Here is a 21,995-nt window from a genome sequence, read left to right as displayed (position 1 = left end):
GGGGGTGCGCTTTGCGCGAAATTGTCCTGATAAATATCACAGGTGAAGACCGCCCGGGTCTCACCGCAGCCATTACCGGTGTTCTGGCCCAGGGTGGTGTGAACATTCTCGACATCGGTCAGGCGGTGATCCACGACACCCTGTCGTTCGGCATCCTGGTTGAAATTCCTGATACCGAGCAAGGCAAGTCGGTGCTCAAGGACATCCTGTTCAAGGGTTACGAGCTCGACCAGCAGGTGCGTTTCACCCCGGTCTCCGAAGCGGACTACCAACACTGGGTCGACGGCCAGGGCAAAAAGCGCCACATCGTGACCTTGCTGACTCGCAAGGTGACCGCCGGGCAATTGCAGGCCGTGAGCTCGATCACCGCCAAATATGGCCTGAACATCGATCACATCGATCGTTTGTCCGGGCGCATGCCATTGGACACGCCGGCCGACAAGGGCAAGGGCTGTATCGAGTTCTCCGTGCGCGGCGAAGCGGCTGATCCGCAGGCNCTGCGAGCTGAATTCCTCAGCGTGGCCCAGGAGCTGAATGTTGATATCGCCTTCCAGGAAGATTCGCTGTTCCGCCGTAACCGCCGCCTGGCGGTGTTCGATATGGACTCGACCCTGATCGAAGCCGAAGTCATCGACGAGTTGGCCAAGGCTGCCGGCGTGGGCGAGCAGGTGTCCGCCATCACCGAACGCGCAATGGCCGGCGAGTTGGACTTTCGCGCGAGCTTCAAGGAGCGCCTGGCATTGCTCAAGGGCCTGGATGTCAGCGTGCTGGACTCCATCGGTGCTTCGCTGCGCCTGACCGAAGGCGCCGAAACCCTGTTCGCCGAACTCAAGCGCCTGGGCTACAAGACCGCAATCCTGTCGGGCGGTTTTACCTACTTCGCCAAGCAGTTGCAGGCCAAGCTGGGCATCGACTATGTGTTCGCCAACGAGCTGGAAGTGGTGGATGGCAAGGTGACCGGCGTGGCCGTCGAGCCGATTGTCGACGCTCAGCGTAAGGCGGATCTGCTGAAGGAATTGGCCCACAAGGAAGGTTTGCGTCTGGAACAGACCATTGCAGTCGGTGACGGCGCCAATGACTTGCCGATGCTGGCGATTGCCGGCTTGGGTGTGGCGTTCCGCGCCAAGCCGCTGGTCAAGCAATCGGCCAAGCAGGCAATTTCCACCCTTGGGCTGGATGGTGTGCTGTATCTGCTGGGTTTTCGGGATCGCGACGGACAGCTCTGAGTTTCCTCAGGGCTGAAAGGCTCTTGTGGCGAGGGAGCTTGTCGGATCGCCGCACCGTCCCGCTGGGCTGCGAAGCGGCCCCAAAAAAGGACTGCTACGCAGTCCATACGGGAGCAAGCTCCCTCGCCACAGGTATTGGAATCACCCTCAAAGCGATTTCCACAACGAATCAAAATCCTCCTCGACGCCGCTCCCCGCGGCGTTGTCGTTCTTGGTCGCCTCCAGCGAACGATAGGCAAACTGATTGAAGCTGTTGGTGCTCGCCACCCGCCGATCAAGCCCGGCGCGGCGTTCCTGGCCGTTGGTGTTGATCAGCACTTTGCTGCCTTCCTGAAAGGGCAGGCGCGGGGCGAGCAACGTGGCGGGCAGGTCGATGGCGCTGATTTCCGGCAACAACAGGCCACGCAGATATTGACTGTGGTCGTCCCGCGTTCGCACCAGTTGCAACCCGCAAGGCTCGGCGTAGGGCGCGACCTGCTCGATCCCCATCTGCGTCCCGCCGCCCCGCACCTGACGAATCCAGCGCACCACCGCAATACTCCAGCCCTGATTGGCAGAATCCTGAATGCCGACCATCTCGCCAGCCTGTAACTCGGCGGGCACCGCGTTGGGCCACGCCAGGCAATAACCGCCGGGACTGTGGTTGATGACCGGCAGGGCGTAGGTCGGAAAGTGCCGATTGCTATCGGCCGCTTCCTGGCTGTCGTCGTTCTGAAGGTGCGGGTATTCAATTTCTTCGTAGGGCAGCAGGGTATCGGCGCTGCCATGGGGGGCGGCGTCGAACGCCTGGTGCCATTGGTCCTTTCCCTGGTTCGTCGGGGACGCTGCCGAGAACTGCGCGAGTCGGGTGCCGGGGTTTTTCAGAATATCGCTGAACGAACGTTCCCCGCCCAGGTAGAAGTGCAATGCGCTCATGCCCACGCACAAGGTCAAGGTGCCTTGGCCGACTGTGCGTTGAAAACTGCGCTCAGCCGCTTGACCCCAGGCGGCGTGCAGGTGTTGCAGCGTATCCAGGCTGAGCCCGGTCGGCACGGGCAGCGGCGGCGTGCCGTCATTGCCTTGCAGATGTGCTTCGATGGCGGCGACCAGGGGCTGCGGATCAATCCCCAGCAAACCGGCCTGCTGCTCGGCCCTGAACTTCGAACGATAGCGCGGCCCGGTATCGAGGTCCGGCGCGACGGCAAACAAGCCGTCTACGGGTTGGCCGGATTGCAACTTTATCCATTGGCTCCAGGGCTCCAGTACCTCGGCGAGCCGGGCGATCTGGCTCTGGCGCAGTTGATTGCAGCGTGAGGCGCCTAGCAGCAGGGCGGTCACGTAAGTCTCTTCGATGCTCAGGGTTTTGGTCTGGCTGGCCAGTTCATCGCGCAGGCTCAGGTGCTGAAGTTTGAGTGCGCAGGCGATCCGATACAGCTGATGCAGCTCCAGCCACAGGCCTTCCGGTACCGGGCAATAGAGTTGAGTCGAGCGAATCAGCGGCCCGTTCAGGCAATGAATCGCCCGCTGCAACGCTTGGGTCAGCAGCGATGCTCGATCCTTGCTGAAGCGCGGGGTGATGCGCACGACAATCTGTTTGTAACCAATCGCCAAGTGACTTTGCAGGGCCTGGCAGAGGTTGGCGATCTTGCGCGAACGCTCGTCGAGCACAATCGCCTGGTGCAGGAAATGCCGTTCCAGGTGTTTGCAGACGTAATACACCTCGGGTCGCAACAGTTCGAGCAGTTGCAGGCGATTGTCGCTGGGGGTGAGCAGTTGGTTGAGTTCGCTCAAGCCTTGATAGAGCAGGCGAGCGGTTTCACCGATGTTGGCTTTGGGCAGGTTGGCGATCCAGCGCTTGAGGTCGCGTGGTGTCGGTTCACAGAACGACAGGCGCAACTGCGTCGGGATCGGGGCGCGTAGCAGCAGGTGAGGGCTGGTTTCATTCATGCCGTAGAAAAACTCCAACCGGGAAATGGGCAGTGAATGATCTGACTGTAGCAGTTACAGATGTCGACCGTTTGTCTGTCAGTCGAGTGCCGCCCGGGCGTACTACTAATCTGACACACGTGCGACTGGATACGCACGGTCGTGCGGCCTGCTGCCTACGCAGGGCAGGTCTCTTGTAACTTCAAGGAGATGAGGTTCATGTCTAGATACGTAGTGGCAAATCAATGGGGCGGTAGTTCGGCACCCTGGCATCCGGGAGGAGACTGGACGTTAGGTGCGAGGGACAACCAGAACGTGGTCGCGATCGAAATCAAATCGGGCGATGGCGGGAAGAGCTTCACCGGCACCATGACTTACGCGGGTGAAGGTCCCATTGGCTTCAAGGCTCAGCGCACGGGCCAGAACCAGTACAACGTGGAAAATCAGTGGGGCGGCAACGACGCTCCATGGCATCCGGGTGGCAAGTGGGTCATCGGCGGCCGTGATAATCAGAACGTTGTGGCGTTGAGCGTCACCTCCAATGATGGAGGGAAAAACCTCAGTGGCACCAATACCTACGCCAACGAAGGGCCGATCGGCTTTCGTGGACAGATAGAGTAACGGCGCTACCGAAATGTCCGCCCCTTCGAAAACGTTCGACGGGGCGGATCAGCCCATCAGGCTGTTGGCAGGCCCAGCGCCTGGCCCATTTGTACTGGCGACAGGGCACCGAGCCCCTCAGCCCATTTCACNTGGTCCGGCCCGAACAGCACGATCGCGGTCGAACCCAGCTTGAAGCGACCCAGTTCCGCTCCTTTTTCCAAGTGAATCGGCGCGCGGGCGGCTTCGTCGTAGCGGAAGGTTTTCAGCTCGCGCTTCGGCGGCGTAACCAACCCGGCCCATACCGTTTCAATCGACGCCACGATCATCGCGCCCACCAGCACCACGGCCATTGGCCCGCGNTCGGTGTCGAACAGGCAGACAACACGCTCGTTACGTGCAAACAGCTCAGGCACGTTTTCGGCGGTGGTCTGGTTTACCGAGAAAATCCGCCCAGGCACGTAGACCATCTCGCGCAGGGTGCCGGCCAGCGGCATGTGCACGCGGTGGTAGTCCTTCGGCGACAGGTAGATGGTGGCGAAATCACCGCCCATAAACGGCGCAGCGAGTGCCGCGTCGCCGCCCAGCAGTTCCAGCACGCTGAAGCTGTGGCCCTTGGCCTGGAATACGCGGCCGTGTTCGATCGGGCCGAGTTGGCTGACTGCACCGTCGGCCGGGCTGAGAATGGCACCCGGGGTTTCATCGAGCGGGCGAGCGCCGTCTTTCAAAGCGCGGGTGAAGAAAGCGTTGAAATGCTCGTAGGCGGTCAGGTCTTCAACCAGCGCCTGGGACATGTCCACTTGGTAGCGCTTGGCGAACCAACTGGTGAAGGCGTTCTTGAACCAGCGCACGCGGCACTCGGCAACGCAGCCGGCCAGGCGCGACAGCAAGTGGTGCGGCAGCAAGTATTGGCTGAGGATAAACAACTGCTTTTTCATTAAGTGTCCTTAAAACCTTAAATCTCAACGGGGGTGTCGGGGTGGTTGCCCCATTCGCCCCAGGAACCGGCATAACCTTTGACTCGCGGATAACCGAGCGCCTTGGCCACCAGGTAGGTGAAGCCAGAGCGGTGGTGAGTCTGGCAGTGGGTGATGATTTCTTTGTCTTTGGTGATACCGAGTTGTTCCAGGATCTGGGGCATGTCCGTGCGGATGCGCAGGTTGCGCGCCTGATCCATGCCGGCCGTCCATTCGAAATTCACCGCGCCGGGAATATGCCCGGCCTTGGCTGCCAGGACTTTCTCGCCGGAGTATTCCAGCGGGCCGCGCGCGTCCCAGATCGCCAGGTCGGCGGCACCGAGACGGCTTTGCAGGTATTCGCGCGTGGCCGTGGGTTCGTCGTGCAGGGTCAACGCAACCGGGCCTCCAACGGGGGCCGGGACCTGGATCGACATGGGCATGCCTTCTGCCAGCCAGGCTGTCAGGCCACCGTCAAGATAGTGGTAGTTACGATGGCCGATCACGTCGAGCAGCCAGATAAAACGCCCGGCCCAGCCGCCGCCTTCGTCGTCGTAGACCACGTAGGTGGCATTGGCGTTATGTCCCAACTCACCGAACAACGCTTCGAGTGCCGCTTGCGGCGGCATCAGCCCGGGGGCAGGCGCCTGGCCGAGTTGTGTGCGTTTGGGATCGACAAAACGCGCACCGGGAATATGCCCTTCGGTATAGCGGGCACTGCTGGTCAGGTCCACCAGAATCAGTTCGCGGGACTCAAGGCGAGGGAGCAAGTCGCTCGGCTCGATGACCAGCGCCAAGCCAGAGAAGTCAGACATGTGAGGTCTCCAGAGCACAAAGGGGAGGATTGTAGCGCAGCATTCATTGACCGCGCTGGCTAAAGCTTTGGAGTGCCTTTTCAATGCACTGCGCGGTTTTGCCGAAGGCTTGCACGGTGATTTCCGAAAACGGCCCGCCGCCCTGATCCGCCACAACGACCATGATCACCCGACCATTGTTGACCAGCGAGCGCAGCAGCAGGTGTTCGCCGCGAAACTGCGCGCGCAGGCTGGCGGGTAGCAACGCCGAGAACTGTGCGTTGTTGGCCGGGGTCAATCGCACCTGGGCCTGTTGCGAGAGCAACCGTTGCAGCACGGTGCTCTGACTCACGACCAGATTCAGCCCCGCCGCTTCCTTCGCCAGCCCGGCCGTCTGATGCGCACGCAAATTGGCGTGGGTGCGGTCAGCCATCAAAATCATCACCCGACGCATGCCGCACGCGACCAGGGCGTCCCGGGCCGACGTGGTCAAGTGCATCGCATTGGTGAAGCGGCTCGGCTCGACCAGCAGTTCGGCACATTGTTTACGCCATGCCGTCAGGTCTTCGGTGGTCGGCGCCGGTGCCGGCAGCAACCCGGCGTGAATGCGGTTCACGCCCGAGGGCCAGATCAACGCTATGGCAGGGTGCCAGATGTCCGGCATGGCATGCTGGTGCGCGCTGTTGACGGCTTGTTGATGCAGTTGCTGCTGCACGTCGCTCATCGGCATTTGCAGGTAAAGGCTGGTCAGGTATTGCCAGCGCTCGCTGTGCGGACTGTCCCAGGCCTGTTGCGCCGACAGTGCCAGCCCATTGGCCAGCAACACGGTATTGGCCGGTTGGTTGAGCCAGCGACGCAAAGTCGGATCGTCATCGAGGCGGTTTTGCTGACGCAATGGATGCTCGCTGTCCCGGGCAATGCGCAGGACTTTGACCAGTTCGCGCTGCTCGTTGAGCAGCAGGCGATAACCTTGCTGCACCCAGATCGGCAGGCGCCAGATGTCCACCAGCGCCTGGCAGATGTCCAGCAGGCGAACGCCGAACAATTGCTTTTCGACTTTGCGCGCCGACTCGCCTTTATGGATGACCCGCAACTCCCACTCTTCGAGCAGTTGCGGATGAGTCAACGCCATCGGCCAGAGCGGTGAGAGAAACAGCAGGCTGCCCCAGTGGATGTCTTGCCACAAACGCGCCAGGCGGCTGGCGAACAANCCGCTGGCTTGNTGGGTCGCGTGCTGGCTGATCATCTGCAGCTGACGCAACGCCACCGGGATCTGGGATTGAGGTTCGGCAGGCAACCGGGCGAGCAGTTCCTCAGTGCGTTTCAACCCGAGACGATTGATCGCCACCTCAAGGTTTTCCGCCGGCTCGGTCATGCTGCCGTGGGTGTGGCGATTGGCTTCGCGAATCACGCTCAAGGCCAGTGCCGGGCTGTCCTGCAACAATTCGGCGATGTCGCGAAGCGAGCTGCGATTATCGGCGAGGGCCTTGCAGACACGGTCGTGACTGTCTTGCGGAACCGGCAGGCGCACGCCGTCGAGAAGCTTGACCCAGCCTTCAAGGGTGGTCGGTTTTGGGGTTGGGGTGTTCGTTTCGTTAGCCATGGTTGGACGTGATCATCGTCTGCATTACCTATGCCCGGAGAGGGCTAAATTAGCTTTTCGCTTGAACGGGCTATAGTCTGGCGCAGTTTTGCCGATAAGTAGAAGAAGAGATTTTTTAACTTCCGAATATGACCTTGAACCCGACTCAGTAAGTGCTCTCCTACCTATGGCTAAAATAATCGGCATCATCGTCGTATTCGCGAGCGTGCTCGGCGGATACGTGCTCTCCCACGGCAAGATTGCCGCCCTGATTCAACCTTTCGAGGTGATGATTATCGGTGGTGCGGCCCTCGGTGCATTCCTGCAGGCCAACCCTGGTCACATGTTCAAGCTCGTTCTCAAGAAAGCCTTGGGAATGTTCAGCTCGCGCTTCAGTCACACGTTCTATCTGGAAGTGCTGGGTCTGATTTACGAGATCCTCAACAANAGCCGCCGCGAAGGCATGATGGCCATCGAAGGCGATATCGAAGACGCCGCCGCCAGCCCGATTTTCGCCAAGTACCCGGCCGTGCTCAAAGATGAGCGCATGACCGCCTACATCTGTGATTACCTGCGCATCATGTCCTCCGGCAACATGGCGCCTCACGAGCTCGAAGGCCTGTTCGACATGGAGCTGACCAGCCTCAAGGAAGATTTGGATCATCCTTCCCATGCGGTGAACGGCATCGCCGACGCCATGCCCGGTTTCGGTATCGTCGCGGCCGTACTGGGTATCGTGGTGACCATGGCCTCCCTGGGTGAAAGCGACCAGAAAATGATCGGCCTGCACGTGGGTGCGGCACTGGTCGGTACCTTCTTCGGTATTCTGGCGGCCTACGGTTTCTTTGGCCCGTTGGCCCATGCCCTGGCCCACGAAGCCAAGGAAGAACTGAACGTCTACGAAGCCATCAAGGCCTCGCTGGTGGCTTCGGCTTCCGGCATGCCGCCATCGCTGGCGGTGGAGTTCGGGCGCAAGGTGCTGTACCCGAAACATCGCCCAAGTTTTTCCGAGCTGGAACAAGCGGTTCGCGGTCGCTAAACCATGGAAAACAACCAGCCGATAATCATCAAGCGCGTCAAGCGCTTCGCTGCGGGGCACCATGGTGGCGCATGGAAAATCGCCTTCGCCGACTTCGCGACGGCGATGATGGCGTTCTTTCTGGTGCTGTGGTTGATGTCGACCGCTACGCCGGAACAAAAAATCGCCATCGCCGGTTACTTCAAGGACCCGGTCGGCTTCACCGAAAGCGGCACGCCGTACATCATCGATCTGGGCGGTTCGCCGACCCTGGCGCCAGAGAACACCCTCAACCCCGAGGTGAAGTCCCAGCCGCAGCCCGACCGCGTCACCGTCGATACTGAACAGGTCGAAGGCATGGCCGAACAGGTCGAGAAGGAACGCCTGGAACTGTTGCTGCAAGAATTGCAGAACAAGGTTGATGAAAATCCGCAGCTGCAAAAATTCAAGGACCAGATCCTGTTCGAAATCACACAGGACGGCTTGCGCATCCAGATCACCGACGCCGCCAACCGGCCGATGTTCGACTCCGGCAGTGCGCGTTTGAAACCGTACTTTGAAGACATCCTGCTGGCCATGGCCGACACNATCAAAGCGGTGCCGAACAAGATCAGCATCAGTGGCCACACCGATGCCAAGCCGTACTCGGGCNNGGGNGACTTCGGCAACTGGGAGCTTTCGGCCAACCGTGCCAACGCCGCTCGCCGTGCGCTGGTCGCTGGCAGCTATCCGGATCAGCAAGTGGCGCGGGTCGTCGGTTATGCCTCGTCGGCGCTGTTCGACCGCGAGAACCCGTTCAACCCGGTCAACCGCCGGATCGACATCGTGGTGCTGACCAAGAAAGCCCAAAAGGCCATTGAAGGTTCGCAAGGTGCTGAACCTGCGCCGGAGCCAACGCCAGCGCAAGGCCAGGGTGGCCCGGGCGAAGTGCCGGCCACGCCGGTCGATCCGAACGCGTTGCCGGCGGATAAACAACCGCTGCCGGCCCATGAGCTTCGCGAGCGTTTGAATATCTTTGAAAACCCGGCGCCGAAACCGGCGGAACCGCCGAAGCAGTGACCTACAAAAAAGCCGACAGAGATGTCGGCTTTTTTGTGCGGCTTTCACGGGTTTGGACGTCACTGCATTTTTCGCGTGGGCATGGCCCCTGTGGGAGCGAGCCCGCTCGCGAAGGCTTTGAGTCAGGCGACGGGGGGAGGGCGGTGTACATATCCATTTCTGCGGTAACGGCCGCCAATGGTTTCGCTCTTACAGCGAGTCACTTTGGAAGAGCCCCAAAGTAACCAAAAGGCTCTTGCCCCTTTCGTTCGGTGCCTCGCCCAGGCTCGGCATGCCCTCACTCCGGCTTGAATCCGTGGGCCGCCGCCATGGGCCATCCNTGGCCCAGNGCGGCTAACCCGGCGTCCTGCCGGGTTGCCCACTACGCAGAACCTCCACTCGGCCTCTCGAGGGGGCGTGCACCGCAACAGCGCCGCGAGGCGGCCTGATAGCCGACCTGATTGTCAGGGGGTGTTTCCCTGTCGGAACCGGTTTGCTGGTGAGATTAGAAGTTGTAGGAACGGTCTGAAATTTTGTGGCGGGGTTCTCAGACTTGCGGGCGTCTGCCTATAGTTTCGCTGTCGCCGACAAATCGGTGATCGACTTTAGCCGGTCGTATCAGATGATGCACAAGCGCCCGTATAATCGCGGCGTTTTTGCTGCCTGGCATCTATGTCTATGGTGGCTGTGCGTGGGACACCTCAGGGTGTGCCGGGTTCATCTGTCCGGTCGGCTAACCCGCGCACAGCTACCACCCCAATTCGTTTAGCCGCGAAAGGGTGGGAGTTTCACCTATCAGATGAGATTCAAGTCATGTCCAAATATCACCCGCTCCAAGGCAATTTCAGCGTCGGTCCGACGCTGTTCATCGACACCGAAGCCAAAATTTCCGACCTTTTGGAAACCGCTACTCACCGAATCAAAGCCGCCCGTAACCTGCTCCTCTTTGCGGTACGCATCGATAAAAAAGTCGAGATCGGTATCACCACTCAGCTTCGGCCATTTATCGAGGTATAGCGGCAGCGCGCTGGCCCCGATCTTGTAAGAGCAGATCCTGCGATCACTGATGGTCGCCTCACCGATTTCGAACGGCACCCACCAGGACATGGCGGTCTCCTGCGAGACCACCGCCAGCAAGTGCGTGCATTCGGTAATGTTGCGGGTGATGACGGCGGTAATGTCGTCGGTCTGCTGGGATTCTGTGTCCAGCACATCGAGATAGGTCTTGATATTCGCCAGTTTCAGGCGCGCATTGATGGCCATCGCCTGGACGCGGTCGGTGTGGCGGTAACTAATAAATACAGGCATCAGAAATGTCCCTTGATCGCGAGTTCGCGGTAATAGGCGCCGAGGGCCGTGAGGCGGCAGCCGGTGGAATGGATGGCGGCGTAGTACATGTGTTCGGCGTCCACCGGTTCGATCAGGCTGTGGCGATTGCACTTTTGCAGCTGGGCGAAGACTTCGCCGTGGTCCGGGTCAAACGATGTTTCGGTGGGTTCGTAGCTGGGGTCGAGTGCAAAGACATGGCTGGGCTCCGGGAACCAGTCCTTGAGTTTGCGCAGGGTCTCTTCGGCGATCAGTGGCGTGACCTCGCGCAAGGGGACAAATTGCGAGACGTTGGTCTTGAACACCGGCCGTTGTTCCCACGCTCCCAGCGCATTGTCGACGAACGAATACACGCTGCCGGGAGTGACCTTGCCCAGTACGTTGGCGGCCCCGCCGTGCAGTGCTTGCAGCAGCAGATCGGTAAACACGCCGTGACCGCGTCCTTCGAGCGCAACCTGGTCTTTTTTGCAGGCGGTGAGGATGGTCATGCCTTCGCCGATGACGCTGCTGCCGCCGCGTAACCCGCGCATCGCGGCGGCTGCGCCGGCCTGGCAGCAGTCGAGGATGATGATTTTGTTCTTGATGTGAGGGGCGTTGTCCGCCCAACTCAATATGTCGCTGATACGAATGCCATCGCCACCCGGTGCAAAGTCCTGAGGAATCAGCAGTCCTTCGTCGATGCTGGTATCGAACTGGCCGTGGCCGGCGAAATACAGCAGCGCCACATCACAATCGCCGGAAAACAGACTTTGGATGTGCTGCTTCATGGCCGTCAGCGAAAGGTCATCTTCGGCTGAGGTCAGCACCTTGCTGCTGAAATTCGGTCGCCCGTTGGCGTGACGCTCCAGCACTGAGGCCATGGCCATCGCGTCGTTGTTGCATCCGCTCAATGGGGAGACGTGGGCGTAATGGTTGATCCCGATGAACAATCCCTTGCGCATGGCTCATCCCGCCGCGTGAGTGCGAATGGCACTGATGATGCTGTTGGTGTTCCAGGCACACTCAGCATGTGCGGCCTGGCGTACTACGGCAGAAATCCGCTCTGCACCAAAGGGTTTGACCGCAATGATCACCTTGCCCATGCGCCGGGCGATCTCGATTTCCTTGTTGATCCACTTGCTGTAGGTGGAATACATACCCGCCATGATCAGCACCGCCGAGCAAGGCCTGATCTTGTTCTCGATGGCTTCTTCCAGTTGTTTATCGGTCTGGGCGCCGATGATCGGGTTGTCCGTCGGCACTGAAAAATTTTTGAACGTGAAGCCGGGTTTGGCGTTGAGCAGGCGCACGAGGTTGTCGTGGGCGTGGGGATAACTCCACGAGTGGCTGATGAACAAATGATAGGTTTGCATGGATGTCCCTCGGTATCGCCGGAATGCGAAGAGGGCTTGAATGTATGCACTTGGATGGCCGCAACAAGGGCTGCGCGGTTAAAGAGACGGGTCCTTCAAGGCTGGAAAAAGCAGCCCCCTGAAACCAGAAAGCCGCGAGATGATCGCGGCTTTTTGTGTCTGCTGCTTTCTGCTGATCATGTTCGTGGCATCACGAACATGATCACGGCTACTTAATAACTGGTTTCCGGCAAACTGGCGATGATCGAGCGATAACTGTTCATCCGTTGCTGCTGCACACGACCCTCTTCCAGTGCCTTGAGCAAGGCGCAACCCGGCTCGCGGTCGTGTTTGCAGTCGCGGAAGCGGCAGGTGCCGATCAGGTCGTTGAACTCGATGAAACCGGCTTCGACGTCGGCGCGGCTGACGTGGCCCAGGCCGAATTCGCGGATACCCGGGGAGTCGATCAACTCACCGCCACCGGGGAAGTGGAACAACCGTGCGGTGGTGGTGGTGTGGGTACCCTGGCCGGACAGCTCCGACAGCGGGCCGACACGGGTGTCGACTTCCGGCAGCAGGCTGTTGACCAGCGACGATTTGCCCACGCCCGACTGGCCGACAAACACACTGATGCGCCCGTCCAACTGCTGTTGCAGCTGTTCCATGCCGTTGCCGTGATGCGCCGAGACTTCCAGCACCGGGTAACCCAGGGTGCGATAGACCGCCAGCAACGCATTGAGCGCCGGGGCGTTCTGCTCGTCGATCAGGTCGAATTTGTTCAGCAGCAACAACGGGCGAATNCCTGCATGCTCAGCGGCGACGAGATAACGGTCGATCAGGTTCGCGTGAGGCTCGGGCAGCGGGGCGAAGACGATGACAATCATGTCGACGTTGGCCGCAACAGGCTTGAGCTGGCCACGGCTGTCCGGGCGGCAGAGTTCGGTTTTACGCGGCANTTGGGCGACGATTACGCCGATGCCTTGGTTGCCGGCACGCCACACGACCTTGTCGCCGGTCACCAGCGCAGGCAGGTTGGCGCGCAAGTGGCAACGGGAAACAGAACCCGCGAGTTCGCCTTCCAGCGCCTCGACTTCGACCTGCACACCAAAGTGTGCGATCACCAGGCCCGTTTGTTCGGGNCCCAGGTCGCCNCCCTCGAGTGCTTCGACAGCCGAGGACTCGCGTTTGGCGGCGCGGGCGGCGCGTTCACCTTGAATCTTTTCGATGCGCCAGTTTTGGCGACGATTGAGCTGGCGTTTGGCCATTGGTGTTCCGTATCAAGAATGCAGCGATTAGGTAAAACGGCCGCGAGTTTAGCACGCCCCGGCACCGCCCTAGGCTAAACTGCGCAGCATTGCCTAGGAGCCGACACATGCAAAACCCGCAGAATCTGATTTGGATCGATCTGGAAATGACCGGTCTGAACCCCGACACCGACGTCATCATCGAGATGGCGACCATTGTCACCGACAGCAACCTCAACACCTTGGCTGAAGGTCCGGTGATCGCCATCCATCACAGCGACGCCGTACTCGCCACCATGGACGAGTGGAACACCCGTCACCACGGCANCTCCGGGCTGACCCAACGGGTGCGCGACAGCCGCATCAGCATGGCTGAAGCTGAAGCCGAAACCATCGCCTTCCTGGAAAAATGGGTGCCCAAGGGCAAGTCGCCGATCTGCGGCAACAGCATCTGCCAGGACCGCCGCTTCCTTTATACGCACATGAAGGGGTTGGAAAGCTACTTCCACTATCGCAACCTGGATGTGTCCACCTTGAAAGAGCTGGCCGCACGCTGGGCGCCGGAAGTTAAGGACAGCTTCCATAAAGGCAGCACTCACTTGGCACTGGACGATATCCGCGAGTCCATCGCCGAGCTGCAGCACTACCGCAAGCATTTCATCAAATTCTAAATCTGGAATACGGACTGTAGGCGCCGGCTTGCTCCCGCTCGGCTGCGCAGCAGTCGTAAATTCTGCGTAGGTGATCTACCTGAATAAATCCATCGCCCGATTTTGGGAGCGCTTCGCACTCCAGCGGGAGCAAGCTCGCGAAGCAGGTAACTCGGCCTTCCTGGGAGATCACCCTCTTTTGGTGCCGGGACTAAATGGCTAGACTGCGCGCCTTTCTGCAAGGACCGCCANCATGCTGTTGATGCTCTACCTCATCGCCATCACCGCCGAAGCCATGACCGGTGCCCTGTCCGCCGGTCGGCGCGGCATGGACTGGTTTGGCGTGGTGCTGATCGCCTGCGTCACGGCGCTGGGCGGCGGTTCGGTGCGTGATGTGTTGCTCGGNCACTACCCGCTGACCTGGGTCAAACACCCGGAATACCTGGTGTTGACCTCGATCGCGGCGATGTTCACCGTCTTCGCTGCACGCTGGATGCGACACTTGCGCTCGCTGTTCCTGGTGCTCGACGCCGTGGGGCTGGTGGCATTCACCCTGATTGGCTGCATGACGGCGCTGGAAATGGGCCACGGCATGCTGGTGGCCTCGGTCAGCGGCGTCATCACCGGGGTTTTCGGCGGCATCCTGCGGGATATCTTCTGCAACGACATCCCACTGATCTTCCGCCGCGAACTCTACGCCAGCGTCTCGTTCGCTGCCGCGTGGTGCTACATGCTCTGCATCTACCTGCAATTACCCGGCGAACAGGCGATTCTGATCACGCTGTTTGGCGGCTTCCTGCTGCGGTTGCTGGCGATTCGATTCCACTGGGAAATGCCGAAGTTCGTTTATAACGACGAAGCCTGACGCTCGGCGTGTTGTTTCAGTGCCCACTCGACATGTTCCCGCACCAGTTCCGACGGATAGTCGCGGCGCGCCTTCAAGGCTTCCAGCACCGGAATGCTCGACGGTGCGTTCCCTAGCCCCACTGCGAGATTGCGCAACCAACGCTCGTAACCGGCACGGCGCAGCGGTGATCCTTCGGTGCTGCTGAGGAACCTGTCCTCATCCCACATGAACAGTTCGGCCAATTCGGCGTTGTCCAGGTTGTGCCGTGGCTTGAAGTCGCTTTCGACGGACGGGCGGGCGAAGCGGTTCCACGGACAGACGATCTGGCAGTCATCGCAACCGAACACTCGATTGCCGATCAACGGGCGCAAATCTTCGGGGATCGCGCTTTTTAGTTCGATGGTCAGGTAAGAAATGCAGCGTCGTGCATCCAGTACATAGGGGCCGACGAAGGCGTTGGTGGGGCAGATGTCCAGGCAGGCCGTGCAGCGGCCGCAATGTTCGGTGCTGTGCGGTGGATCGACCGGCAGGGGCAAATCGACAAACAGTTCGCTCAAGAAGAAATAACTGCCGGCCTTGCGATTGAGTACCAGGGTGTTTTTGCCGATCCAGCCCAGGCCTGCCTGTTCGGCGATGGCTTTTTCCAGCACCGGCGCGCTGTCGACAAAGGCGCGGTAGCCGAACGGCCCGATGACCGCCTGAATTTTTTCTGCCAGGTGTTGCACACGTTTACGGATCAATTTGTGGTAATCGCGGCCCAAGGCATAACGCGATACGTAGGCTTTTTCCGGTTGCGCCAGTAATTGCGCCATTTGGGTGTCACCGGGCAGGTAGTCCATGCGCAGGGAAACTACGCGCAACGTGCCGGGAACGAGCTCTTCGGGATGTGAGCGTTTGCTGCCGTGGGCGCCCATGTAGTCCATTTCGCCGTGGTAGCCCGCGTCGAGCCAGCGTTGCAGGTGCTGCTCATGCTCGGCCAGGTCCAGGCCGCTGATGCCGACTTGTTGAAAGCCCAGTTCACGGCCCCAGTCTTTGATCGATTGGGCGAGGGCGGGCAGATCGGTGGTGATGGCAGGCATGAGACAAGGGAAACCGGAGCTGAGGTGCGTATAATTCTGCCAGACATCGGAGCCCGAAGACGCATGCCGCACACTAAAGATGAATTACCCGACGCGCTGTACAGCGCCGCGCACGTGCGAGCCCTCGATGCGAACCTGATCGCGGCCGGCACGCCGGGCTTCGAATTGATGCAGCGGGCAGCGCGAGCGACCTGGCGTGCGCTGGTCCGTCAGTGGCCGTCGGCGAATGAATTGAGCGTGGTGGCCGGTCACGGCAATAACGCGGGCGACGGTTATCTGGTGGCGGTGCTGGCCCGGCGTGCCGGTTGGCATGTGCGGGTGTTGGCGGCCGGTGATCCCCAGCGTTTGCGGGGCGATGCGGCATTGGCCCATGCCGAGGCCGTGTCAGAGGGCATCGCGGTTCAAGCCTTCACTGTGCAGTCGGAGTTGCGTGGGATCGTACTCGACGCCTTGCTCGGCACCGGTTTGACCGGCGAGGTGCGAGAGCCCTTCTCCAGTGCGATTGCCGCGATCAATGCCAGTGGCCTGCCGGTGGCGGCAGTGGATATCCCTTCGGGTTTGTGCGCCGATACCGGGCGCATTTTGGGTTCGGTTGTTCAAGCTGATCTGACCGTGACGTTCATTGGCTTGAAGGTCGGATTGTTCACGGGCGACGCGGCGGATGTGGTCGGCGAGCTGGTGTTCAACGATCTGCAAGCCAGCGCCGAGTCGTTTAACGGGGTCGACATAGATGCACGGCGCCTGACAGCCGGTAACTTGCCGCGTCTGGCGGTTCGCACGCCAACCGCCCATAAAGGCAAATTCGGCCACGTCTTGCTGATCGGCGGTGATCGTGGCTTTGGCGGCGCCATTCTGCTGAGCGCACAAAGTGCCCTGCGCAGTGGTGCGGGCATGGTGTCCGTGGCCACGCGCAGTGAACACGTGCCTGCGGCGTTGGCGAGAATTCCCGAGGCCATGGTGCTGGGCACTTCGTCGGCCAATCAACTGATGGAACTGCTGCAAAAGGTTTCCGTGCTGGTGGTCGGCCCGGGCCTGGGTCAGGCTGCCTGGGGGCGCAGTCTTTTGTCGGCAGCTGCCAATGCGCCGTTGCCGCAAGTCTGGGATGCCGATGCGTTGAATTTGCTGGCTTCAAGCCATATGAGCCTGCCCAAGGGTTGTGTGATCACGCCGCATCCGGGTGAAGCGGCGCGGTTGCTGGGGATCAGCACCGCCGAAGTCCAGGCTGATCGCCCGGCGGCGGCGCATGCATTGAGCAAAAAATATACAGCTGTAGTGATTCTGAAAGGCGCGGGCAGTCTGATTGCCAGCCCCGATGGGCGCCTGTCGTTGTGTCATCAGGGCCATCCGGCCATGGCCACCGCGGGTTTGGGTGATGTGTTGGCCGGTCTGGTTGGTGCGTTGCTGGCCCAGGGCATGGACGCATTCGACGCCGCCTGCCTGGCTGTCTGGCTGCACGCCAATGCCGGCGCGCAACAAGGTAAATCGGGCCGTGGGCTGGCGGCCAGTGATCTGATCCCAGCCATTCGTCAGTTGTTGGAGGAGCAAGCACCGTGTCTGAAGTAACCCTGTACCTGGCCGATGAAGAGGCGATGACCGCATTTGGCGCACGCATCGCACAAACCACCCAAGGGCACGGTCTGATTTTTCTGGAAGGCGATCTGGGGGCGGGGAAAACCACGCTTTCACGGGGCATCATCCGTGGCCTGGGGCATGTCGGCGCGGTAAAAAGTCCGACGTTCACCCTGGTCGAGCCTTACGAGATCGGCGACATCCGGGCCTTCCATTTCGACCTCTATCGCCTGGTCGACCCGGAAGAGCTGGAGTACCTCGGTATCCGCGACTACTTCGATGACGACGCGCTGTGCCTGATCGAATGGCCCCAGAAGGGTGCAGGCTTTTTGCCAAAGCCCGACCTGACCATTACCATTAGCCCGCAAGACAGCGGGCGTTCGCTGAAAATTTTGTCCCAGGGCTCGCGCGGCGAGTCGTGGTGTGCCGCTTTGGCATTGGAATCCAATTAAATGATGGGGTCTGGTATGCGCTTTCGCGCGATGGTAGCTGCCGTAGGGTTGTTGTTTTTGGCGGTGACCGTCAACGCTGTGGCCGAAACAAAGGTCAACAGCGTTCGTTTGTGGCGGGCGCCGGACAACACGCGGTTGGTGTTCGACCTGACCGGGCCGGTGCAACACAGCGTTTTCACCCTGACNTCCCCCGATCGGCTGGTGATCGACATCAATGGCGCGACCCTCGGCGCCCCCCTGAACGTCAATGCTTCGAATACGCCAATCACCGCCATGCGCTCGGCTCAACGCACGCCGACCGACNTGCGTGTGGTCATCGACCTGAAAAAGGCCGTGACCCCGAAAAGTTTTGTGCTGGCGCCGAACGCCCAATACGGCAATCGGCTGGTGGTCGATCTGTTCGATAACGCCGCCGACGCCGCACCGATTCCGCCGCCGACCAACGTTGCGACGGTCGCGCCGGTTCCAGTCACCCCGATAGACCCGCCGGTCAAGCTGCCGCCTGCTCCGGCGGGCAAACGCGACATCATCGTGGTGATCGACGCCGGCCACGGCGGTGAAGACCCGGGTGCCTCTGGCTCGCGCGGGCAGCACGAAAAAGACGTGGTACTGGCCATCGCTCGTGAANTGCAACGCCAGGTCAACGGCATGAAAGGCTTCCGCGCCGAACTGACCCGTACCGGCGACTACTTCATTCCATTACGCGGCCGTACCGAAATCGCCCGCAAGAAAGGCGCCGACCTGTTCGTCTCGATCCACGCCGATGCCGCGCCTTCCGCTGCTGCGTTCGGTGCGTCGGTGTTTGCCCTGTCTGATCGCGGTGCCACCTCGGAGACGGCCCGCTGGCTGGCCGACAGTGAAAACCGTTCCGACTTGATCGGCGGCGCCGGCAACGTCAGCCTCGACGATAAGGACCGCATGCTCGCGGGCGTGCTCCTCGACTTGTCGATGACCGCTTCCCTGACGTCCAGCCTGAACGTTGGCCAAAAAGTCTTGAGCAACATCGGTCGCGTCACGCCGCTGCACAAACAGCGCGTGGAACAGGCGGGNTTCATGGTGTTGAAGTCGCCGGACATTCCATCGATCCTGGTGGAAACCGGGTTTATCTCCAACTCCAACGAAGCCTCNAAGNTTGCCGCAGCGAACCACCAGCAGGCGCTGGCGCGTTCGATCAGCAGTGGCGTGCGCCAGTTCTTCCAGCAGAACCCGCCACCGGGCACCTACATCGCCTGGCTGCGTGACTCCGGGAAAATCGCCCAGGGCCCNCGNGATCACCGGGTGAGCCCGGGCGAAACGCTGGCGATGATTGCCGTGCGTTACCAAGTGTCTCCGGCCACCTTGCGCAGCGCCAATAACCTGAAAAGCGACGAGCTGAAAATCGGTCAGACCCTGACCATTCCCGGCACAGAACTGGCGTCCAAAGAATGAATCAGGTGCTGACCAACACGGCTCGCATCGAGCTGCTCAGCCCGCGACTGGCGAACCAGATTGCCGCCGGTGAGGTGGTTGAGCGTCCGGCGTCGGTGATCAAGGAGTTGCTGGAAAACAGCCTCGACTCCGGCGCCCGGCGCATCGATGTCGACGTGGAGCAAGGCGGCGTCAAGCTGCTGCGGGTGCGCGACGACGGCAGTGGCATCTCTTCGGATGACCTGCCGCTGGCCTTGGCCCGTCACGCCACCAGCAAGATCCGTAACCTCGAAGACCTCGAGCAGGTCATGAGCCTCGGGTTTCGCGGTGAAGCACTCGCCTCGATCAGCTCCGTGGCGCGTCTGACCCTGACGTCCCGCACCAAGGATGCCGATCAGGCCTGGCAAGTCGAGACCGAAGGCCGCGACATGGCGCCTCGGGTCCAGCCAGCGGCGCACCCGGTGGGTACGTCGGTTGAGGTGCGCGACCTGTTCTTCAACACTCCGGCGCGACGCAAATTCCTCAAGGCCGAAAAAACCGAATTCGATCAGCTGCAAGAAGTCATCAAGCGCCTGGCACTGGCGCGCTTCGACGTGGCGTTCCATTTGCGCCACAACGGCAAGACCATCCTCAGCCTGCACGAAGCCCATGACGANGCGGCTCGCGCNCGGCGTGTGGCGGCGATCTGCGGCGCGGGCTTCCTGGAGCAGGCGCTGCCGATTGAAATCGAACGCAACGGCTTGCGGCTGTGGGGCTGGGTAGGCTTGCCGACGTTCTCCCGTAGCCAGGCGGACTTGCAGTATTTCTTTGTGAATGGCCGTGCGGTGCGCGACAAACTGGTGGCCCACGCGGTACGCCAGGCTTATCGCGACGTGTTGTTCAACGGTCGCCATCCGACATTTGTACTGTTCTTTGAGGTCGATCCGTCGGTGGTCGACGTCAACGTGCACCCGACCAAACACGAAGTGCGCTTTCGCGACGGGCGCATGGTGCATGACTTCCTGTATGGCACCTTGCACCGCGCCCTGGGCGATGTGCGCCCGGATGATCATCTGGCTGCGCCGGTGGCGACGGCGATTGTTCGGCCGACCGGTATCGATGCGGGTGAGTTCGGTCCCCAGGGCGAAATGCGCCTGGCGGCCAATGCCTTGCTGGAACAACCTCAAGCGCAGCCGTCGTTCAATACGACAGCAGGCTCGGGCGCTGGCGCCGGTTATCAGTATCAATACACGCCGCGTCCTCAGTCGGGCGTGCCAGCGGCTGAAGCCCAGGCGGCGTACCGGGAGTTTTTTGCACCTTTGCCAGAGGCAAATGCCGTCGCGCTCCCGGCCGGGCAGGATGATATTCCTCCATTGGGCTACGCATTGGCGCAGCTCAAAGGCATCTACATTCTCTCGGAAAACGCCCACGGCCTGGTGCTGGTGGACATGCACGCCGCCCATGAGCGGATCATGTACGAGCGCCTGAAGATCGCCATGGCCAGTGAAGGTCTCAGCGGCCAGCCGCTGTTGGTGCCGGAATCGTTGGCGGTGAGCGAGCGCGAAGGCGATTGTGCCGAAGAAAACGTCGCGTGGTTCCAGCGCCTGGGCTTTGAGCTGCAGCGACTCGGCCCGGAAACACTGGCGATCCGGCAGATTCCGGCCTTGCTCAAGCAAGCCGAAGCCAATCGATTGGTGAGTGACGTGCTGGCAGACCTGATGGAATACGGCACCAGTGACCGTATCCAGGCGCACCTCAACGAACTGCTTGGCACCATGGCCTGCCACGGCGCGATTCGGGCAAACCGGCGTCTGGCGNTGCCGGAAATGAACGGCCTGCTGCGCGACATGGAAAACACCGAGCGCAGCGGGCAATGCAACCATGGCCGACCGACCTGGACCCAGATGGGCCTGGACGATTTGGACAAACTGTTCTTGCGCGGCCGGTGATGAGTGCCTTGCCCCCCGCGATTTTCCTGATGGGCCCGACCGCAGCGGGCAAGACTGATCTGGCCATCGAGCTCACCAAGGTCCTGCCTTGCGAGCTGATCAGTGTCGATTCGGCGCTGGTCTATCGCGGTATGGATATCGGCACCGCCAAGCCTTCGAAAGAAACGCTGGCGGAATTCCCGCACCGTTTGATCGATATCCTTGACCCGGCCGAGAGCTATTCGGCGGCGGATTTTCGCCGTGATGCGCTTGAGGCGATGGCCGAGATCACTTCGCGAGGCAAAATTCCGCTGCTTGTAGGCGGCACGATGCTCTACTACAAGGCTTTGGTCGAAGGACTGGCAGAAATGCCGGCGGCCGATCCCGAGGTCCGCGCGCAGATCGAAGAAGAGGCTGCACGCCTTGGCTGGCAAGCCCTGCACGAACAATTGGCGCTCGTTGATCCGGTTTCGGCAGCGCGAATTCATCCGAACGATCCGCAGCGACTCAGTCGAGCGCTGGAAGTTTATCGCGTCAGCGGTCAGAGCATGACCGAGCTGCGACTGAGACAAAGTGCGCAAAGTACTGAAGCAGCCGCTTCGGGACTGCAACAATTGCCCTATACTGTGGCGAATCTGGCCATTGCTCCGGCAAATCGCCAGGTGCTGCATGAGCGAATTAAACAAAGATTCACAGTTATGTTGGAACAGGGATTCATTGACGAGGTCGTAGCCCTGCGTAAGCGAAGTGACCTGCATTCCGGGTTGCCGTCTATACGTGCGGTAGGCTACCGACAAGTCTGGGACTACCTGGATGGCAAGCTGACCCAAGCCGAGATGCAGGAGCGCGGCATCATTGCCACGCGCCAATTGGCGAAGCGCCAGTTCACCTGGCTGCGCAGCTGGAGCGATTTGCACTGGTTGGACAGCCTGGACAGCGACAATCTGTCACGCGCCTTGAAATACTTGGGAACGGTCTCCATATTGAGCTGAGTCCTTGCAATTGCCGTCTATCCTTGGGGGTGTGACGGCCATAAGCTATCTATTTTCCNAATTTTTATATTG

General features: G+C 60.6%; 20 protein-coding genes. 11 read left to right on the top strand and 9 right to left on the bottom strand.

Translation table 11 applies throughout. The features are described from left to right. The first annotated feature begins 11 nt into the window (after nt 1-11). Complete coding sequence (serB, locus tag B7L09_RS14730; RefSeq protein WP_094469427.1) at nt 12-1,226, top strand: phosphoserine phosphatase SerB; 1,215 nt, start codon at nt 12-14, stop codon at nt 1,224-1,226. Nucleotides 1,227-1,373: 147 nt separating this feature from the next. Here serB and B7L09_RS14725 read toward each other — a convergent pair whose 3' ends face one another. Continuing rightward, nucleotides 1,374-3,152, bottom strand: coding sequence for a cyclic-di-GMP receptor FimW-related protein (locus B7L09_RS14725; protein ID WP_094469426.1), 1,779 nt, complete (start codon nt 3,150-3,152; stop codon nt 1,374-1,376). A 198-nt stretch (nt 3,153-3,350) separates the two neighbouring features. On the opposite strand from B7L09_RS14725, the gene B7L09_RS14720 reads away from it, so the two are divergent. Continuing rightward, nucleotides 3,351-3,752, top strand: a complete 402-nt coding sequence (locus B7L09_RS14720; protein WP_094469425.1) for a lectin OAA family protein — start codon at nt 3,351-3,353, stop codon at nt 3,750-3,752. Nucleotides 3,753-3,808: 56 nt separating this feature from the next. Here B7L09_RS14720 and asd read toward each other — a convergent pair whose 3' ends face one another. Genes asd through B7L09_RS14705 form a run of 3 tightly spaced genes read right to left on the bottom strand, consistent with a single transcriptional unit; the run spans nt 3,809 to nt 7,084 of the window. Continuing rightward, nucleotides 3,809-4,669: an archaetidylserine decarboxylase gene (gene asd / locus B7L09_RS14715; RefSeq protein ID WP_094469424.1), complete on the bottom strand. Its 861-nt coding sequence runs from the start codon at nt 4,667-4,669 to the stop codon at nt 3,809-3,811. Between the two features lie 17 nt (nt 4,670-4,686). Then, a complete protein-coding gene (rhdA, locus tag B7L09_RS14710) occupies nt 4,687-5,502 on the bottom strand; it encodes a thiosulfate sulfurtransferase (RefSeq protein WP_094469423.1) in 816 nt (271 codons plus the stop codon). A 43-nt stretch (nt 5,503-5,545) separates the two neighbouring features. Next, nucleotides 5,546-7,084 carry an HDOD domain-containing protein gene (locus B7L09_RS14705; protein ID WP_094469422.1) on the bottom strand — a complete coding sequence of 513 codons (1,539 nt, stop codon included), beginning with the start codon at nt 7,082-7,084 and terminating at the stop codon, nt 5,546-5,548. Between the two features lie 166 nt (nt 7,085-7,250). Between B7L09_RS14705 and motA the strand changes: the two genes are divergently transcribed. Further along, a complete protein-coding gene (gene motA, locus B7L09_RS14700; protein ID WP_094469421.1) occupies nt 7,251-8,102 on the top strand; it encodes a flagellar motor stator protein MotA in 852 nt (283 codons plus the stop codon). Between the two features lie 3 nt (nt 8,103-8,105). Continuing rightward, a complete protein-coding gene (gene motB / locus B7L09_RS14695) occupies nt 8,106-9,140 on the top strand; it encodes a flagellar motor protein MotB (protein ID WP_094469420.1) in 1,035 nt (344 codons plus the stop codon). A 774-nt stretch (nt 9,141-9,914) separates the two neighbouring features. Here the strand turns inward: motB and B7L09_RS14690 are convergent. The 4 genes from B7L09_RS14690 to rsgA all read right to left on the bottom strand — a co-directional run bounded on the left by B7L09_RS14690 (nt 9,915) and on the right by rsgA (nt 13,041). Further along, a complete protein-coding gene (locus B7L09_RS14690) occupies nt 9,915-10,427 on the bottom strand; it encodes a toll/interleukin-1 receptor domain-containing protein (protein WP_255142030.1) in 513 nt (170 codons plus the stop codon). Beyond that, nucleotides 10,427-11,386, bottom strand: a complete 960-nt coding sequence (locus tag B7L09_RS14685; RefSeq protein WP_010464207.1) for a caspase family protein — start codon at nt 11,384-11,386, stop codon at nt 10,427-10,429. The genes B7L09_RS14690 and B7L09_RS14685 overlap by 1 nt, the downstream gene beginning before the upstream one ends. Before the next feature lie 3 nt (nt 11,387-11,389). Continuing rightward, entirely contained in the window at nt 11,390-11,797 is a 408-nt protein-coding gene (locus B7L09_RS14680) for a TIR domain-containing protein (protein ID WP_010464205.1), read from the bottom strand. Nucleotides 11,798-12,009: 212 nt separating this feature from the next. Further along, nucleotides 12,010-13,041 carry a small ribosomal subunit biogenesis GTPase RsgA gene (gene rsgA / locus B7L09_RS14675; protein ID WP_094469419.1) on the bottom strand — a complete coding sequence of 344 codons (1,032 nt, stop codon included), beginning with the start codon at nt 13,039-13,041 and terminating at the stop codon, nt 12,010-12,012. Between the two features lie 107 nt (nt 13,042-13,148). Between rsgA and orn the strand changes: the two genes are divergently transcribed. Continuing rightward, nucleotides 13,149-13,691, top strand: coding sequence for an oligoribonuclease (orn, locus tag B7L09_RS14670; protein WP_094469418.1), 543 nt, complete (start codon nt 13,149-13,151; stop codon nt 13,689-13,691). 232 nt (nt 13,692-13,923) lie between these two features. Beyond that, entirely contained in the window at nt 13,924-14,535 is a 612-nt protein-coding gene (locus tag B7L09_RS14665; RefSeq protein ID WP_094469417.1) for a trimeric intracellular cation channel family protein, read from the top strand. On the opposite strand, the gene queG is transcribed toward B7L09_RS14665, so the two are convergent. Beyond that, entirely contained in the window at nt 14,517-15,596 is a 1,080-nt protein-coding gene (gene queG, locus B7L09_RS14660; RefSeq protein ID WP_094469416.1) for a tRNA epoxyqueuosine(34) reductase QueG, read from the bottom strand. The genes B7L09_RS14665 and queG overlap by 19 nt on opposite strands. A gap of 63 nt (nt 15,597-15,659) precedes the next feature. Between queG and B7L09_RS14655 the strand changes: the two genes are divergently transcribed. The 5 genes from B7L09_RS14655 to miaA all read left to right on the top strand — a co-directional run bounded on the left by B7L09_RS14655 (nt 15,660) and on the right by miaA (nt 21,923). Beyond that, nucleotides 15,660-17,159: an NAD(P)H-hydrate dehydratase gene (locus B7L09_RS14655; protein WP_094469415.1), complete on the top strand. Its 1,500-nt coding sequence runs from the start codon at nt 15,660-15,662 to the stop codon at nt 17,157-17,159. Next, nucleotides 17,147-17,617 carry a tRNA (adenosine(37)-N6)-threonylcarbamoyltransferase complex ATPase subunit type 1 TsaE gene (tsaE, locus tag B7L09_RS14650; protein WP_094469414.1) on the top strand — a complete coding sequence of 157 codons (471 nt, stop codon included), beginning with the start codon at nt 17,147-17,149 and terminating at the stop codon, nt 17,615-17,617. The genes B7L09_RS14655 and tsaE overlap by 13 nt, the downstream gene beginning before the upstream one ends. Next, nucleotides 17,618-19,045, top strand: a complete 1,428-nt coding sequence (locus B7L09_RS14645) for an N-acetylmuramoyl-L-alanine amidase (protein ID WP_094469413.1) — start codon at nt 17,618-17,620, stop codon at nt 19,043-19,045. Next, nucleotides 19,042-20,952 carry a DNA mismatch repair endonuclease MutL gene (gene mutL, locus B7L09_RS14640; RefSeq protein WP_094469412.1) on the top strand — a complete coding sequence of 637 codons (1,911 nt, stop codon included), beginning with the start codon at nt 19,042-19,044 and terminating at the stop codon, nt 20,950-20,952. Before B7L09_RS14645 ends, mutL begins: the two co-directional genes overlap by 4 nt. Beyond that, nucleotides 20,952-21,923: a tRNA (adenosine(37)-N6)-dimethylallyltransferase MiaA gene (gene miaA / locus B7L09_RS14635; RefSeq protein ID WP_094469411.1), complete on the top strand. Its 972-nt coding sequence runs from the start codon at nt 20,952-20,954 to the stop codon at nt 21,921-21,923. Before mutL ends, miaA begins: the two co-directional genes overlap by 1 nt. Nucleotides 21,924-21,995: the final 72 nt, after the last annotated feature.

Source organism: Pseudomonas mandelii, assembly GCF_002251635.1.
In the GTDB taxonomy this organism is placed as follows: Bacteria; Pseudomonadota; Gammaproteobacteria; order Pseudomonadales; family Pseudomonadaceae; genus Aquipseudomonas; species Aquipseudomonas mandelii_B.
This window is presented reverse-complemented; position numbering and strand designations above follow the sequence as displayed.